General features: G+C 56.2%; 15 protein-coding genes. 11 read left to right on the forward strand and 4 right to left on the reverse strand.

What is annotated here, in order from left to right; all coding sequences use genetic code 11:
- The first annotated feature begins 252 nt into the window (after positions 1–252).
- The 8 genes from FFH21_RS06280 (at position 253) to FFH21_RS06320 (ending at position 8,378) form a co-directional block, all read left to right on the forward strand.
- Positions 253–762, forward strand: coding sequence for a disulfide bond formation protein B (locus FFH21_RS06280; protein WP_004666118.1), 510 nt, complete (start codon positions 253–255; stop codon positions 760–762).
- 464 nt (positions 763–1,226) lie between these two features.
- Positions 1,227–2,168, forward strand: coding sequence for a ubiquinol oxidase subunit II (gene cyoA / locus FFH21_RS06290; protein ID WP_004656081.1), 942 nt, complete (start codon positions 1,227–1,229; stop codon positions 2,166–2,168).
- Between the two features lie 3 nt (positions 2,169–2,171).
- Positions 2,172–4,184 carry a cytochrome o ubiquinol oxidase subunit I gene (cyoB, locus tag FFH21_RS06295; protein WP_004656083.1) on the forward strand — a complete coding sequence of 671 codons (2,013 nt, stop codon included), beginning with the start codon at positions 2,172–2,174 and terminating at the stop codon, positions 4,182–4,184.
- A 3-nt stretch (positions 4,185–4,187) separates the two neighbouring features.
- A complete protein-coding gene (cyoC, locus tag FFH21_RS06300) occupies positions 4,188–4,814 on the forward strand; it encodes a cytochrome o ubiquinol oxidase subunit III (RefSeq protein ID WP_004666116.1) in 627 nt (208 codons plus the stop codon).
- A complete protein-coding gene (cyoD, locus tag FFH21_RS06305; RefSeq protein ID WP_002552345.1) occupies positions 4,814–5,146 on the forward strand; it encodes a cytochrome o ubiquinol oxidase subunit IV in 333 nt (110 codons plus the stop codon). The genes cyoC and cyoD overlap by 1 nt, the downstream gene beginning before the upstream one ends.
- Before the next feature lie 10 nt (positions 5,147–5,156).
- Complete coding sequence (gene cyoE / locus FFH21_RS06310) at positions 5,157–6,044, forward strand: heme o synthase (protein ID WP_002552346.1); 888 nt, start codon at positions 5,157–5,159, stop codon at positions 6,042–6,044.
- Between the two features lie 257 nt (positions 6,045–6,301).
- Positions 6,302–7,186 (forward strand): glycosyltransferase family 2 protein, encoded by an 885-nt coding sequence (locus FFH21_RS06315; protein WP_005756784.1) that lies wholly within the window; start codon positions 6,302–6,304, stop codon positions 7,184–7,186.
- A 172-nt stretch (positions 7,187–7,358) separates the two neighbouring features.
- A complete protein-coding gene (locus tag FFH21_RS06320) occupies positions 7,359–8,378 on the forward strand; it encodes a branched-chain amino acid aminotransferase (RefSeq protein ID WP_002552349.1) in 1,020 nt (339 codons plus the stop codon).
- Positions 8,379–8,434: 56 nt separating this feature from the next.
- On the opposite strand, the gene FFH21_RS06325 is transcribed toward FFH21_RS06320, so the two are convergent.
- The 3 genes from FFH21_RS06325 to FFH21_RS06335 all read right to left on the reverse strand — a co-directional run bounded on the left by FFH21_RS06325 (position 8,435) and on the right by FFH21_RS06335 (position 12,151).
- A complete protein-coding gene (locus FFH21_RS06325; RefSeq protein ID WP_041924467.1) occupies positions 8,435–9,427 on the reverse strand; it encodes a hypothetical protein in 993 nt (330 codons plus the stop codon).
- Positions 9,428–9,586: 159 nt separating this feature from the next.
- Entirely contained in the window at positions 9,587–11,239 is a 1,653-nt protein-coding gene (locus FFH21_RS06330; protein ID WP_011167963.1) for a methyl-accepting chemotaxis protein, read from the reverse strand.
- A 120-nt stretch (positions 11,240–11,359) separates the two neighbouring features.
- The gene (locus FFH21_RS06335; RefSeq protein WP_002552352.1) at positions 11,360–12,151 is read right to left on the reverse strand and encodes a transporter substrate-binding domain-containing protein; all 792 of its coding nucleotides are present in this window, start codon (positions 12,149–12,151) and stop codon (positions 11,360–11,362) included.
- Between the two features lie 146 nt (positions 12,152–12,297).
- On the opposite strand from FFH21_RS06335, the gene FFH21_RS06340 reads away from it, so the two are divergent.
- The 3 genes from FFH21_RS06340 (at position 12,298) to sodC (ending at position 14,433) form a co-directional block, all read left to right on the forward strand.
- Complete coding sequence (locus FFH21_RS06340) at positions 12,298–12,606, forward strand: helix-turn-helix transcriptional regulator (protein ID WP_016980457.1); 309 nt, start codon at positions 12,298–12,300, stop codon at positions 12,604–12,606.
- A 63-nt stretch (positions 12,607–12,669) separates the two neighbouring features.
- Positions 12,670–13,680: an NAD(P)-dependent alcohol dehydrogenase gene (locus FFH21_RS06345; RefSeq protein WP_011167964.1), complete on the forward strand. Its 1,011-nt coding sequence runs from the start codon at positions 12,670–12,672 to the stop codon at positions 13,678–13,680.
- A 234-nt stretch (positions 13,681–13,914) separates the two neighbouring features.
- The gene (gene sodC, locus FFH21_RS06350) at positions 13,915–14,433 is read left to right on the forward strand and encodes a superoxide dismutase family protein (RefSeq protein WP_004656095.1); all 519 of its coding nucleotides are present in this window, start codon (positions 13,915–13,917) and stop codon (positions 14,431–14,433) included.
- 104 nt (positions 14,434–14,537) lie between these two features.
- On the opposite strand, the gene FFH21_RS06355 is transcribed toward sodC, so the two are convergent.
- Positions 14,538–15,773, reverse strand: a complete 1,236-nt coding sequence (locus FFH21_RS06355) for a DUF1835 domain-containing protein (protein ID WP_004656098.1) — start codon at positions 15,771–15,773, stop codon at positions 14,538–14,540.
- Positions 15,774–16,090 lie beyond the last annotated feature (317 nt).

Raw genomic sequence — 16,090 nt, forward strand, 5'->3', positions numbered from 1 at the left:
GCACCCTCTATATATAGAAGCGTTTTTCATCCAGCCCTTGGCGAAGACCGCCTGGTTGATCGCACAGGTACTGCTCAGACCATCCAGCGGGCAAATGTGCCCGTATAGCTGGCGAGCGCTTGAGTTGCAGAATCAGACAGATGATCATCGCGCACGCTTCGGTACGGTCGGGCCATGCACTCCTGTTTCAGGCTTCGCCCTTACATTGCAGGGCGTTGACCAACCACCTCATCAGTTCAGTAAGGTATGTGAATGAGCGACAACACGTTGTACCTGAGACGCGAAAAGCGCTTTCTGGTTTTGCTGGGGATTATCTGCCTGGCTCTGATCGGCGGTGCCCTGTACATGCAGATCGTGCTGGGCGAGGCGCCTTGCCCGCTATGCATCCTGCAGCGCTACGCACTGCTGTTCATCGCCATTTTTGCGTTCATCGGCGCTGCCATGTCCGGACGTCGCGGCGTTACGGTGTGTGAAACGCTGGTCACCCTCAGCGCATTGGGCGGAATTGCCGCGGCCGGTCGGCATGTATGGATACTTGCCCATCCGTCCGACAGTTGCGGTATCGACGTCCTGCAACCGATCGTTGATGGCCTGCCATTGGCTACACTGTTCCCAACAGGGTTTCAGGTCAGCGGTTTCTGCACGACGCCGTATCCGCCGGTCCTCGGATTATCACTCGCGCAATGGGCGCTGGCAGCGTTTGTTCTGACTGCAGTTCTGGTACCGGCGTGCATCATTCGTAACCGCCGCAAACCTTACTAAATACAGGGGCTTTCGAGAAAAAAGCCCCGTGATTACGGGGCTTTTTTTGGGTGAAATGACGTGTTTGGAGGGTGATTGTTACGCATTGAGAGAATAACTGTTACAAAATTAGGCATAGTAATTAAAAATTTACGTATCTACAATCCCCACCACTTGTCGTCCAGCCTGGCTGAACGATCAGCATTTTGAGGCTAGGAGCGTCCCCTGTGCACTCTGAACAGGCAGCGCAACGCTTGCCTCTGAGGGCGTATGATGGCCGCGTCGAAAGCGTCTGCCCGATATTTTGGGCAGTTCCAGCAACTCAAAAAACAAGAATCCATAGCTAAACCCGGACTTGTCGATATGCCGCTGTGCGTACTGGCAGGCCCTTGTTCAATTCAAAAAAATTAGCCGGCACTGGCAGGGCGAAGTGTTGGCGGTCGAAACCCAACTGCACCGCGCAAGCTGCTTTTAGAGGTCGTGAAATGAGTAAAAAAAGGTACCCCAGGTTTTTTGGCTTCTTGGCCCTTTTCTGTATGCTTTTGCTCAGTGGATGCGATGGCGTACCTCTGCTCGATCCAAAAGGGCAGGTGGGTATCGAGCAGCGGAACCTGATCGTAATCGCTACGTTGCTGATGCTGATTGTCGTGATCCCGGTCATTCTGATGACCCTGATCTTCGCATGGAAGTATCGCGCTTCGAACAAGGCCGCCAAGTACACGCCGGACTGGTCCCACTCCACCAAGATCGAAATCGCAGTCTGGGGCGTACCCATGCTGCTGCTGGTCTTCCTGGGGTACATCACTTACGTCTCTACTCACTCGCTGGACCCTTACCGTCCGCTTGAGTCGGACGTGAAGCCGATCACCATTCAGGCGATCTCGGTCGACTGGAAGTGGGTATTCGTCTATCCGGACTACGGCATCGCCACGGTCAACAAGATCGTGTTCCCAGCCAAGACCCCGATCAATTTCCAGGTTACCTCGGACAGCGTGATGAACTCCTTCTTCATCCCTGGTCTGGGTGGTCAGATCTACGCAATGGCGGGCATGCACACCAAGCTGCATCTGATTGCCAACGAAAATCACGAATTCAACGGTATTTCGGCCAACTACAGTGGCGCGGGCTTTACCGGTATGAAGTTCAAGGCTATCGCCACCAGCCAGGCTGATTTCGACAGCTGGGTCAGCGAAGTCAAGAGCTCACCTAAAAAGCTTGGCACGGCCGAATACGCCGAGTTGATCAAGCCGAGCGAACGCAACCCTGTCGAACTCTTTTCCTCGGTCACCCCGAACCTGTTCCAGATCGTCATCGACAAGTATGAAGGTATGAATCCAGGCAAGAAGGTTGTTGCTGGTGAGAAGGAAGTGGCCGGTGACGCTGGTGCGGAAAAAGGCAAAAATTCAGCTGCTGGGGCAGAGGAGTAAACGATGTTTGGCAAATTAAGTCTGGAAGCGGTGCCGTTCCACGAGCCGATAGTCATGGTGACACTTGCCATGATTGCGCTCGGCGGCATTGCGGTTGTCGGGTTGATCACCTATTTCCGCAAGTGGACGTACTTGTGGTCTGAATGGCTGACCTCTGTCGACCATAAGAAAATCGGCGTGATGTACATCGTCGTTGCCATGGTCATGCTGCTGCGCGGTTTTGCCGACGCCATCATGATGCGTACCCAACTGGCGATGGCCCAGAACGGTTCCGAAGGGTTCCTTCCGCCTGAGCACTATGACCAGATCTTCACCGCTCACGGTGTGATCATGATCATCTTCATGGCGATGCCGTTCTTCACGGGTCTGATGAACATCGTTCTGCCTCTGCAGATCGGCGCTCGCGACGTGGCGTTCCCGTTCCTGAACTCCCTGAGCTTCTGGCTGCTGGTCGCAGGTATGCTGCTGATCAACATCTCCCTGGGTGTCGGTGAATTCGCCAAGACCGGCTGGGTAGCGTATCCACCTCTTTCCGGGTTGCAATACAGTCCTGGCGTAGGGGTTGACTACTACATCTGGGCGCTACAGTTATCCGGGTTAGGTACGACGCTGACGGGGGTCAACTTCCTCGTGACCGTTCTGAAGATGCGTACCCCTGGCATGAAACTGATGGACATGCCGATCTTCACCTGGACCTGCACCTGGGCAAACATCCTGATCGTGGCTTCGTTCCCGATCCTGACCGCTACCCTGGCGTTCCTGACCCTTGACCGCTACCTGGACTTCCACATTTTCACGAACGAAATGGGCGGCAACCCCATGATGTACGTGAACCTGTTCTGGGCGTGGGGTCACCCTGAGGTGTACATCCTGATCCTGCCGGCTTTCGGCGTGTTCTCGGAAGTCATCTCCACGTTCTCCGGCAAGCGTCTGTTCGGCCACAAGTCGATGATCTTCGCCTCCGGTGCGATCTGTATCCTGGGCTTCATGGTCTGGCTGCACCACTTCTTCACGATGGGTGCGGGTGCCAACGTCAACGCCTTCTTCGGCCTGGCGACGATGCTTATCGCGATCCCGACGGGTGTGAAGCTATTCAACTGGCTGTTCACCATGTATCAAGGGCGTCTGCGCTTTACCGCGCCAGTACTCTGGACCCTGGGCTTCATGGTCACCTTCTCGATCGGCGGTATGACCGGCGTTCTGTTGGCGATTCCAGGTGCTGACTTCGTACTGCACAACAGCCTGTTCGTAATCGCTCACTTCCACAACGTCATCATCGGCGGTGCGGTATTCGGTTACATCGCCGGCTTCGCGTTCTGGTTCCCTAAAGCGTTCGGCTTCACCCTGAACGAGAAGTGGGGCAAGGCAGCGTTCTGGTTCTGGATCGTCGGCTTCTTCGTCGCGTTCATGCCGCTTTACGCGCTGGGCTTCCTGGGCATGACCCGTCGTCTGAACGCTACCGACATGCCAGAGTGGAACATCTACCTGGACGTCGCGCTGTTCGGTGCCGTGCTGATCGCCATGGGTATCGCTTCGCAGCTGATCCAGCTGTTCGTGAGTATCCGTGACCGCGACAACAACCGCGATCTGACCGGTGACCCATGGAATGGCCATACCCTGGAATGGTCCACTTCTTCGCCACCGCCGTTCTACAACTTTGCCGAACTGCCAAAAGCTGACGACATCGACGCGTTCACCGACGCCAAACGTGCTGGTACCGCTTATAAGGTCCCTGCCCGCTACTCGGCGATCCACATGCCTAACAACACGGCGACCGGCCTGTACATGGGTATGTTGCTGACGGTCTTCGGCTTCGCATTCATCTGGCACATCTGGTGGCTGGTAGGCGCAAGCCTGGTGGCGACCATTGCAGTCTTCGTTGCTCACGCTGTCCGTGACGACCAGGGTTATATGGTGCCGGCTGAAGATGTAGCGCGTATTGAAGGTGAGCATCACAAGGTCCTGGCGGCCAACGGTGCATACACTCCTGTCAAGTCCTCGCTGGAACAGGTTTAAACAATGTCAAATATTGCAATCAACTCCGGAGCCCACGGTCACGACCATGATCATGGGCATGACGATCACCACGACAGCGGTGGCATGACGGTCTACGGCTTCTGGCTGTACCTGATGACTGACTGCGTGTTGTTCGCCTCGTTCTTCGCGGTGTACGCCGTGATGGTCAACAGTGTCGCGGGTGGCCCGTCGGGCCAGGACATCTTCCTGCTGCCATTCGTGGCTGTGGAAACCGCGTTCCTGCTGGTCAGTAGTATCACCTACGGCTTCGCCATGCTGGCGTTGTACAAGGGCAAGAAAAGCCAGGTTCTTGGCTGGCTGGCCCTGACCTTCCTGTGTGGTGCTGCGTTTATCGGTATGGAAATCTATGAATTCCATCACCTGATCCACGAAGGCTACGGTCCGAGCCGCAGCGGCTTCCTGTCAGCGTTCTTCGCGCTGGTAGGCCTGCACGGCGCACACGTGACCAGCGGTCTGATCTGGATGGCGATCATGATGTTCCAGGTCCAGAAAAAGGGCCTGACCAACACCAACAAGACTCGCCTGAGCTGCCTCAGCCTGTTCTGGCACTTCCTGGACGTTGTCTGGATCGGCGTGTTCACCGTTGTCTATCTGATGGGAGCTTTGTAATGTCAAATTCGCATCACTCCGCTGAAGACAATAGTCACGGCTCAGTGAAGTCGTACATCATCGGTTTCGTACTGTCGATCATCCTGACCGCCATTCCGTTTGCCCTGGTGATGTCGCCGTCGCTGCCGAAGGACATGACGATTGCAATCGTTCTGGTCTTCGCGATCATCCAGATCCTGGTGCACCTGCATTACTTCCTGCACCTGGATTTCACGAGCGTGCAGCGCAACAACGTGATGGCCTTCGCCTTTACCACGATGGTTATCGTCCTGCTGGTTGGGCTGTCGCTGTGGATCATTTTCAGCGTCCACCGCGAAATGATGGCGCATTGAGGAATACCAGATGTCACTGAAGCACTTTATCCAAATCACCAAGCCGGGGATCATTTTCGGTAACGTGCTTTCGGTGGCAGGTGGCTTTTTTCTGGCTTCCAAGGGAAATATCGACTTCGGCGTCTTCCTCGCTGCAGTAATCGGTACTTCCCTGGTCGTTGCGTCTGGTTGCGTGTTCAATAACTGCATCGATCGAGATATCGATCAGCGTATGGAAAGGACCCGTAACCGGGTCCTGGTGCAGGGCCTGGTTTCATTGAAACTGGCGCTGCTCTACGCAACCATACTCGGCGTTGCGGGCGTTGCCCTGCTGTACACCGAGGCCAACCCGTTGGCTGCCTTGTTTGCGGTCATCGGGTTTGTGATCTATGTCGGCCTTTACAGCCTGTACCTGAAACGCAGATCGGTTCACGGCACACTGGTGGGCAGTCTCTCGGGGGCCATGCCTCCAGTGATCGGCTACTGCGCAGTGACCAACAGCTTCGACTTCGCGGCCCTGACGCTACTGGTGATGTTCAGCCTGTGGCAGATGCCGCATTCGTATGCGATCGCCATCTTCCGTTTCAATGACTATCGTGCGGCGAAAATTCCGGTACTGCCGGTCAAGCGCGGCATTCTGGTCACCAAGCGCCACATCATGCTCTACATCCTGGCGTTCCTCGTGGCGACCCTGATGTTGACCGTAGGTGGTTATGCGGGCCTCAACTACCTGGCTGTTGCAGCAGGCATGGGCATGTACTGGTTGTACATGGCCTGGAAGGGTTACAAGGCCGTTGACGATACTGTCTGGGCTCGCAAGCTGTTCGTGTTTTCTATCTTCACCATCACTGCCTTGAGCGTGATGATGTCGGTGGACTTTCAGGTGACAAAAGAGTTGTTGGTGACCTACGCCTTCTGATTTTCACCTGATGCACAACCTGAAAACCCCGTTCTGCGAAGAACGGGGTTTTTTTTGGGGATGCGATCTACACTTGATGAATGACAGCAAACGGCAGCAGATTCCTGGCGGCTGGGTACGCCTGTTTACACGGCGTTTGTGACCCGCTGTAGAAAATCAGGATCGCTTGCCCCATGATGTGCCGTTTTCAAGCGACCTGTTATAGATATCCGGTTTCCGAGCCCGTCAGGGCCGATAATGATTATGGCTATTACCCCATGATGCCCTCAGAAAGTCAGAGCCTCACGCCTCAACCCCTGGTTTCGATCGTCGCCCCTTGCTATAACGCCGAGCGCTTCCTTGAAGCTGCCCTTCAGAGCATCTTTGCTCAAGACTACGGTAATTTTGAAGTCATCATCGTTGACGATGGTTCGACCGACAACAGCATCGCGATGCTTGAGTCATTGCAGGCGCGTTACCCGTTCCAGCTCTATCGCCAAGCGAATCAGGGGGTCAGTGCCGCTCTCAATCATGGCCTGCGATATGCGAAAGGCGTCTATCTGTCCACACCGGACCTCGATGACATCATGCTCCCGTTTTCGCTGCGTATCCGTGCGCAGTATCTCGACGAGCACCCCGAAGTCGGCTGCGTAGGCGCACTGATCAGCTACATGGACTGCGACGGCAACACGATCAAATGCCAATCGCGCGACTATATCGAACGGCTGACATTCGACGACGTGTTGCGCGGTGCGGTCGTTGTGGGGGCGCCGGTGGCCCTGTATCGGATGCAGGCCATGCGCGACGCGAACGGCTACGATCCGGAGATAAAGGTTCAGGATTTCCAGGCCACGCTGAGAATTGCCCGCCTGGGCTATGAAATGCATGTGATCCCCGAAGTCGTGACACGCTATCGACGTCATCCCAACAACCTTTCACGCAAGTACAAGGTGCTGCTTGAGGCTGATCTCAAAAGTATCGAGCCCTATCGTGAGCATCCCGAATATCAGAGTGGCCGCACTCAAGTCGTCAACAAGGCATTGAAATACGCTGCGGTCGCGGATAAGCGATACGCTTGGAGTCTTTTGCGTACCATCCCCTGGAAATATTTCAATGGAACGACCTGGCGACGCTGCAAGCGTTTGCTGCTGAGCTATCGGTAAGCATCATCGTCGTTGGTCAACTCACTGAGCATACAGAGCGCCCATGTTTGGGCCTGGGTCAGAAATGCCATGTCGGTTTGCATTTATTTCGAGCCTCAGGACCTGAATGATCTGGCAGAATAAGGCATTGGCCTGACTCGTCCAGGCAGTCGCTAAAATGATAGAGGGCGTTATGAGTCAAGAAAGCATCAACTGGGACACTCTGGGTTTCGATTACATCAAGACTGACAAGCGCTACCTTTCTCATTGGCGCGACGGTGCCTGGGATCAGGGGTCGCTGACCGAGGACAACACGCTGCATATCAGCGAGGGTTCGACCGCGCTGCATTATGGTCAGCAGTGCTTCGAAGGTCTCAAGGCCTATCGCTGCAAGGATGGCTCGATCAATCTTTTCCGTCCCGATCAGAACGCGCAGCGCATGCAGCGCAGTTGTTCTCGTCTGTTGATGCCTCATGTACCGACTGATGTGTTCATCGAGGCCTGCAAACAGGTCGTCAAGGCCAACGAACGTTTCATCCCGCCATACGGTTCAGGCGGCGCGTTGTATCTGCGCCCGTTCGTGATTGGTGTGGGTGACAACATCGGCGTGCGTACGGCCCCGGAGTTTATCTTTTCGATCTTCTGCATCCCGGTGGGCGCCTATTTCAAGGGCGGCCTGAAGCCAAACAATTTCGTGATTTCCGGGTATGACCGCGCTGCGCCCAATGGCACCGGGGCTGCCAAGGTTGGTGGCAACTATGCCGCCAGCCTGATGCCCGGCTCTGAAGCCAAGAAACACAGTTTTGCCGATTGCATCTATCTCGACCCGCAGACCCATTCCAAGATCGAGGAAGTGGGTTCGGCAAACTTCTTTGCCATCACCAATGATGATGTGTTCCTGACGCCGAAATCACCGTCGGTGCTACCGGGCATCACCCGCCTGTCGTTGATCGAACTGGCAAAATCCCGGCTGGGCCTGACGGTCGAGGAGGGCGATGTATTCATCGACCAGCTCGACACCTTCAAGGAAGCGGGCGCTTGCGGTACGGCTGCGGTGATCACCCCGATTGGCGGGATTTCCTACAAGGACAAGCTGCATGTGTTCTACAGCCAGACCGAAGTCGGTCCGGTCACTCAGCGTCTGTACAAGGAATTGACCGGCGTGCAATCCGGTGACATCGAGGCGCCAGCCGGCTGGATCGTCAAGGCCTGATAGCTTGACCTGTATCGTTCCAGCGCCATGCGCTGGGACGATCACTGGATGCATGCTCAAGGTGCAGCGGCTTTCCCTTCCTCGACCAGGTCTTTCGCTGGGCCCAACACAATCGCCAGATGCCGCAAGTCATCGACTTCCAGGCCATAGCTCTTGCCCGATGGGCTTTGCGTAATCGTTCCCAGTGCATATACCGTGAAGAACTTCACGTCATCCGCGTGGCTTAATAGCTCACTGATATAGCGGCTTGAACGGTAGGCCTGCATTTGCGCGGGCGATACGTAAAGCGTTACCAGTTTGCCGTCGATACGGTCAAAAAACCTGAACTTGAACCCCAGCCCGTAACGTTGCTCAATCAACCCTCCACCGAATAGCACACGGCCGTTGTCACCCGTTTGCGCGTACTTGATATGGCGAAAATACCCGCGTAGCGACACTTCGCCCTGACCGGGAATTCTCAGTTTCAACAGCTTGAAATCTTCCAGTGACAACTCGGCCTTGGCCTGTCGATAGCTGTCTACCAGGCGCTCCAGGTTGTTGGTGCGGGTTTCGCTGTAGCGGGCGGCCTTGGGTGACGCGGGTTCGGTCAAAGGCTGGCTGACGATGGGCTGCAGATTGCCTGCACCGGCTTTTTCTTCCCCGGACTTCTCTTTGACCGGTGCCTTGAGAGTCGGGTCGAATATGTCGATGTAGTCATCCAGCTTGCGCTTGGCCTGGCGCACACGCGTCTGAGCATCTGTTTCTTCGACATGAACGTCCGGCTTTTCGTCGGTGCTCTCGTCCACCCATTCACACTCCGGATTGTGATCGTAGTGCGGGTTGGCGCGGAAGTGCGCAGCAACAAAGGTTGGGTTGTCCTGTGGTTTCACGTCATAGCGAACCCCGGTCACCTTTGCCCCCATCGCCCTGCAAGCCTCATTCGAGCAGAGAAACTCGAAGCGTTTGCGTGGCGGCTCCTGAGAGAAGTATTCACGTCGGGCAGCCGCGATTGACAGCTCTTGCTGCAACTCGACACAAAATGCGCGTGTGATAGGTTTGCCGGGCTTCATGCGTGTAGTCCTTGTTCGTCCAGAACACCACGCTATTTCAGGCGCAAAGGGCTTGCAACAGAATATGTACGAAGACGCGGATATAGGCCCGGCCAGGTCCGGAATTTGCGCACTCTGCGCACTCTGCGCGCTGTGGCAGCGCACAGAGTGTGTCTCGCATCAGGACAGACGGAAGCGCCCGACGATATTGTTCAGGTCCAGAGCCAGCGTCGACAATTCACGGCTCGCGCTGCTGGTCTGCTGTGCACCTGATGAAGATTGCGCAGACAGGTCACGAATGTTCACCAGATTGCGGTCCACTTCCCGCGCAACGTGTGCCTGTTGTTGTGCGGCGCTGGCGATGACCAGATTGAGGTCGTTGATTTCACTGACCGCTGTACTGATGACGCTCAGAGAATCATTGGCACCCTCGGCGATACTGAGCGTGTCGCTGGCCAGTTCCGTGTTGCCGCGCATGGAGCTCACCGCCCGATCAGTGCCGTTCTGAATATTGCTGACCAGGCGCTCGATTTCGCTGGTTGATTGCTGAGTGCGGTGCGCCAAGGCACGCACTTCATCCGCCACCACAGCAAATCCGCGTCCGGCTTCACCCGCTCGCGCTGCCTCAATAGCAGCGTTGAGGGCCAGCAGGTTGGTTTGCTCGGCGAGACCACGGATCACATCCAGAACCTTGCCGATGTCGCGCGACTGATCAGCCAGCTCGCCAATTAGCACGGCTGTTTTCTGTACGTCGGTGCTCATGGTATTGATTGCGCTAACGGTCTTCTTAACCAGCCCCAGACCTGCTTGTGCTGCGCTGGTCGCGTTGCTTGAAGAGCGTGCGGTGTATTCGGCATTACGCGCCACTTCTTCTACCGCACTGGTCATTTCATTGACGGCAGTCGCGGCCTGGTCAATCTCGTTGTTCTGTCGCTGGATGCCCTGAACCCCGTCTTCAGTGATGGCGGTCATCTCTTCAGCAGCGGCAGCCAGCTGGGTCGCTGAGTTTGAAATCTGTTGCAGGGTGTCCCGCAGTTGAGTCTGCATGGCAACCACGGCAGCGGCGACGCTGGTGTTGTCATTGGCATTGACCTTGATCGTACTGCTCAGGTCGCCTCTGGCGATGGTGCGGGTAATGATGGCCACCGTATCCGGTTCGCCACCTATGGCTGCCAGAATGCTGCGTATGGTCAGTAGTGTCACCACGACACCCAGCACCGCAATCAAAAGTGTGGCGGTGATGGACAGGTTGTTGGTCCGGGTAGCACTTGCTTCCTGAGCCTCAAAGCGCTCGCCTGCCTTCTGTTTGCCTTGCTCGCGCAGGGTTTGGAGGGTTTTGAAGACCTGCTCGGCGAAGGGTTTGACCTCGGTGCGATTGATGTTGGTGGCGGCGGCGATATCACCCGTCTGGATAACGCTCGTCTGGTGCCGCATACCATCACGCAACTTAGTGTAGTCGCGCTGCAACTGCTGGGTCAGCGTGACATCCAGCGTTTCAGCGGTGTTCTTGCCGAGCAGAACGGTCAGCTCATCAAGCTTGGCAAAAGCGGCCTCGTTCTCGTTTTTCCAGCCCGCAGTCTGCTCCGGATTGCCGATGGCGATCATGCGCAGGATATTGATGTCCACACGGGTCAGTGCACCGTCGATATTGTTCACGGCCTCGGTGGCCAGAAAATCCCGGTTGTACAAAGCGTCGACATTCTCAGTGGATGTCTTGAGTGTATGGATCATGAAAAACGACAAAGCGATAAACGCAACGATGATGGCGAAGGTCGAGGCCATCAATCGTTGTTTTATAGTGAAACTGCCATGAGGCGCTTGAGTTCGGGACATGAAAGTTCCTCTTTAGGGTTTGTTCGCCTGCTGAATCGGGACCTTGCGAAATGCATCGCTGGTCATCAACTATCGGCGTCCCGAACTCAAGCTTTAGGCATGGTGGCTAAATGATACTTTTTACAGTTGCGTAGGCACTGCCAGCCATTCCCCGAGCGCCTGCTGATACTCGCCAGTGGCCTTGCTCAGATGCAGCCATTGGTCAACGTAGCTTTTCCAGGTCACATCATCGCGGGGCAACAGGTAGGCCTTTTCGCCGTATTGCATGTACGCGGTCGGGTTGACCGCACACAAGCCAGGCATACGTTTCTGCTGATAAAGCGCTTCGGAGGCATCGGTGATCATCACGTCAGCCTTCTTGTCCAGCAGTTCCTGGAAGATGGTCTTGTTGTCGTGAAATGCCAGAGACGCCTTCGGCAGATGAGCGCGCGCGAAGGCTTCATTGGTGCCGCCAGCAGGTTCTATCAAGCGCACCGAGGGCTGATTGATCTGCTCGACCGTCTCGTACATGGCCTTGTCTTCACAGCGCACCAGGGGAATCTTGCCATCGACATCAAGCGTATTGCTGAAGAAGGCTTTCTTCTGGCGTTCCAGGCTGACCGAGATGCCGCCCATGCCTATGTCGCATTTGCCGGCAACCATGTCCGGCATCAGGTTTTTCCAGGTCGTAGGCACCCACCGCACGTTAACTCCCAGGCTCTTGGCCAGCGAGCGTGCCATGGTGATATCGATGCCTTCGTATTCACCGTCTTCGCGCAGCAGGGTATAGGGCTTGTAATCGCCAGTCGTGCAGACTGCCAACTGGCCGGCTTGCAGAACCTTGTCCAGATGCGAGGTGGATTCCTGAGCCTGAGCCATGCCTGTCATGCCCAGCAGCAGGGCGGTGAATGCGCTGTATTTAAGGTTCATCATGAGTCTGAGTGCTCTCAGCCGTGCAGTCGGTTTTGTTGGAGTCGACAGATTGCTTCATTTGTCAGGCCGATGTGAAGCTGTAATGAAAACATGCGTTCAGATGTAGGGGCATAAATCAGGGGTTGAACATTTCGTAAAAAAGCGTAATGTTGTGCCCCATGATTCTTGAGCAAATCAAAGCGGTCGGCAATGACACTCGCATGTTGATCATGGAGTGGCTGAAAAACCCGCAAGCCCATTTCCCTCCACAGGACCACGGTGATCCGGCGATAGGCGTGTGCGTCTCGCACATTCAGGCCAAGGCCAGTCTGTCGGCTTCCACCGCGTCTGCGCACCTGGCGATTCTGCAACGCGCCGGGCTGGTTCAGGCGACAAGGATCGGCAAATGGACTTATTTTCGCCGCGACGAGCTAGCCATCGACCGGTTTGCCGATCGGCTCAAGAAAGAACTATGACCCTTTAGCGTTACTCATACATTTCGTCATTTTGCGTAATGTTGAATTGATAGGAGATTGAGCATGAGCAATACAACCATCTACGTGCAGGCTGGCGGCGGCTACGATCAGGTCAGCGTTGGCGAAAGCGAAGTGCTGGCACCGAAAGCCGGTGAGATCACTGTGCGTCTGCACGCAAATTCGCTCAACTATCACGACTTCGCAGTCGTCACCGGCATGTGGGCACCGACTGAAAAACGCATTCCCATGGCCGATGGCGCAGGCGTGGTAACCGCAGTAGGCGAGGGCGTCAGCGAGTTCGCTGTCGGCGACTCTGTCGTCAGCACGTTCTTCCCTGAGTGGATCAGCGGCGAGCCGCTGGTTGAAGGTTTCGTCACTGTGCCGGGCGATGGCATCGACGGTTATGCCCGCGAGCAGGTGACTGCCCGTGCCACCTCATTCACCCACGCGCCACTGGGTTATACCCATGCCGAAGCGTCCACGCTGACCACCGCAGGCTTGACCGCGTGGCGCGCGCTGATGGTCGATGATGCGTTGAAAGCCGGTGATACCGTTCTGGTGCAGGGCACTGGCGGTGTATCGATTTTCGCGTTGCAGTTCGCCAAGATGGTGGGTGCGACCGTTATCGCGACGTCGTCGAGTGATGAAAAGCTGGAGCGTCTGAAAGCCATGGGCGCCGACCACCTGATCAACTACCGCAAGGACAGCAACTGGGGCGAGACGGCCCGCAAGCTGACTGGCGGCCGTGGTGTTGATCACATCATCGACGTGGGCGGCCCCTCGACATTGCAGCACTCCATGACAGCCGCACGGGTCGCTGGGCATATCTCGGTCATCGGCATTCTGAGCGGTGTCGCCGGTCAGCTGGAATTCGTCCCGGCACTGGTCAAGCAACTGCGCATGCAGGGTGTATTGGTGGGTAGCCGCACCCAGCAGCAGGACATGATCCGCGCCATTGATGCCAATGGCATGCGTCCGGTCATGGATCGCTCCTTCCCGATGACCGACATTGTCGAGGCGTTCCGTTACCAGGAAACCAATCAGCATTTCGGCAAGATCTGCCTGGATATCTGAGTGGCGCCCCTGCACCCATAGCTGAGCGCAAGTCAACGTCGCTGGTCTGCCAACTTTGGTGATGGCAGGCCAGTCGAGACGTTTTGCATAACTTTCCCCGGTCATCTTTTTGCATCAAGTGCGCTGGTCTGTGGTCACACCCTCTGTGACATCAAGGACGTTGCGTGGCATGCCGCTTCACGCTGCCCGTCGCGACGTTCAATCCGATTACCAGATCAGGGACGCATTGAAATCATGAAACCTCATCTTTGGCTAGGCCTGCTTGGCGTTTTCTCCCTCAGTGTCCAGGCTGCATCGCTGGACGTTCCCATCAATCTGGTCAGCGCTGACGGCGCGCCCAAACCTGTTGGCAACGTGACGGTGAGCGAAACACAGTACGGCTTGCTGTTTACCCCGAATCTGAAAGACTTGCCTGCGGGCATTCACGGTTTTCACGTACATGAAAACGGCAGCTGCGAAGCCGGTACGAAGGACGGCAAGAAGGTCGCTGCGCTGGCCGCAGGCGGCCACTTTGACCCGGCCAAGACCGGCAAGCATCTGGGGCCTTACGCCGATGGCCATCTAGGCGATCTGCCTGCGTTGTACGTTAACGCCGACGGCACTGCAAACTATCCGGTACTGGCACCACGGTTGAAGAAAATCTCCGAAATCAAAGGCCATGCGCTGATGGTTCATGCGGGCGGCGACAACCATTCCGACCACCCTGCACCCTTGGGCGGTGGCGGTGATCGTGCAGCCTGTGGCGTGATCTGATGCGCCGTGCCTGTGTCCGGTTCGGGTGCAGGCACCCCTTGGATATTTTCGCGACCGATCAGCATCACCAGCGTTACAACTGGCCGTCAGTGCGTTCCTGAGAGTCAGGCGCGCCATAGGGGTCGCAAGTGGTTATCTATCATCCAGTGAGGTTGTCCGGGCTGAATACAGACGCCGCCAACCCAGCGCGCTTGATGGCAGTAGTTGGGCCAATAGGCTTTTGCGGCCAATACTTGCTGTCCCAGCGGGGTTAGCCTGAGCGAGCGGCGAGGCCATTCAAGTTGGGGGTCTGATTCGATCAGTAGCGCGGTCGGAGAATCAATCAAGGGGCGCATCATCGCGTGAAACATCATGTCGCCCAGAAACGGTAAAGGCTCGCGCTTGTCCGTCAGCTCAGCAAACACTTGGCCGAAGGTCATTGACCCGGCTTCGCTGATGCACTGCAACGACAGGCGCTCGGTGAGTGACAGGCCGTCTTCGACGCCTGGTAATTCCTGTAGCTGACGTAACAGGGCCGGGGCAAGGCAGGGCAATGATGGTTGCGCGGTGTGGGCCAGTTCGGCGAGGGCAACCGGCGAGGCGTTGCAGTAAGCCGCCCATGTCTGGCGGGCCAGATGCAGCATTTCTTTGGTCACCGCCTTGCGCTGCGGCCACAGCCAGGCAAGCAGGTCGGGCGCCAGTTGGCCAATGCCGATGAAGCGCTGGACGCCGGGAATCTGGCTCACCTGAATAATTTCAAGCCTGGCAGGCAGTTGCTCAAGGGTTGACAGCGTCCTGATCAGGAAAAGCTGATCGTAGGCATCTGCCTCGCACCACAGCACGCAGTGATCGGCACTGCTCATTTGCTGCAGGTCGGTGTATTCATCATCAAACCGGCGTGCGACATCCGTAAGGCTCAGCCCGAATGCCTGGCTGATGTACTGACTGCGCGCTGCCTGATATGCCCTTTCAGGCACAGCCTGAACCGGCCCCATGCACAACGGGTCTGTCAGCATCTTGAACGAGCCTTTGAAGCCCGCGAGCTTGAGCGTATGGGCAATGTCGCTGCCGCATCGCCAATGCACGGTTTGCGCTTCGTCGCTTGCTTCGAAATCCGGATTCCGGGCTGCGAAGTCGACTGCATCGACATGGGCCTTTAGCCTGGGCCAGCTGCTGAAGCCCAATTGCCTCGCGATCAGCCATTGGGCATCAGATAAGGTCGGCGCCGCTTTGTCGAGCAGGATGAGCTGATCAGGTGCAGTGCCGTCTTTCATCCGCAGCAGAAGCTCTTTGGCACGCTTACGCTGCTGTTCGAGGTTGATACGGCCGTGATGGGACGAGGACGTTTTATTGCTGGGCATACGATCTCCTTGCAAAAACCTTGTCCGCTTGAAGGTCGGGAGTCGTAGTGACGGAATATCGAATCAGAATCCTGGGCGCAGCCCTTTCCGCGGTAGGTGGCGTAGATGGTGCCACGCCGGAATATAGGTAATCGGATGGGTGATTGCAACTCGGTCAGGTTGTATTGATCACGTGTGTTTCAAGGCACATTGATCATTCGAGCCCTTTAAGGCATTGCCTCATTTCAAAGCGGGGATTCTCGCATCATTGCTCATGGTGTAAGTTTGAAATCTTACTGATCAAGTGGTCAGAATTTTTTGCGTGCTGTACCTGCCAA

It is taken from the genome of Pseudomonas sp. KBS0707, from assembly GCF_005937945.2.
GTDB lineage: Bacteria > Pseudomonadota > Gammaproteobacteria > Pseudomonadales > Pseudomonadaceae > Aquipseudomonas > Aquipseudomonas amygdali.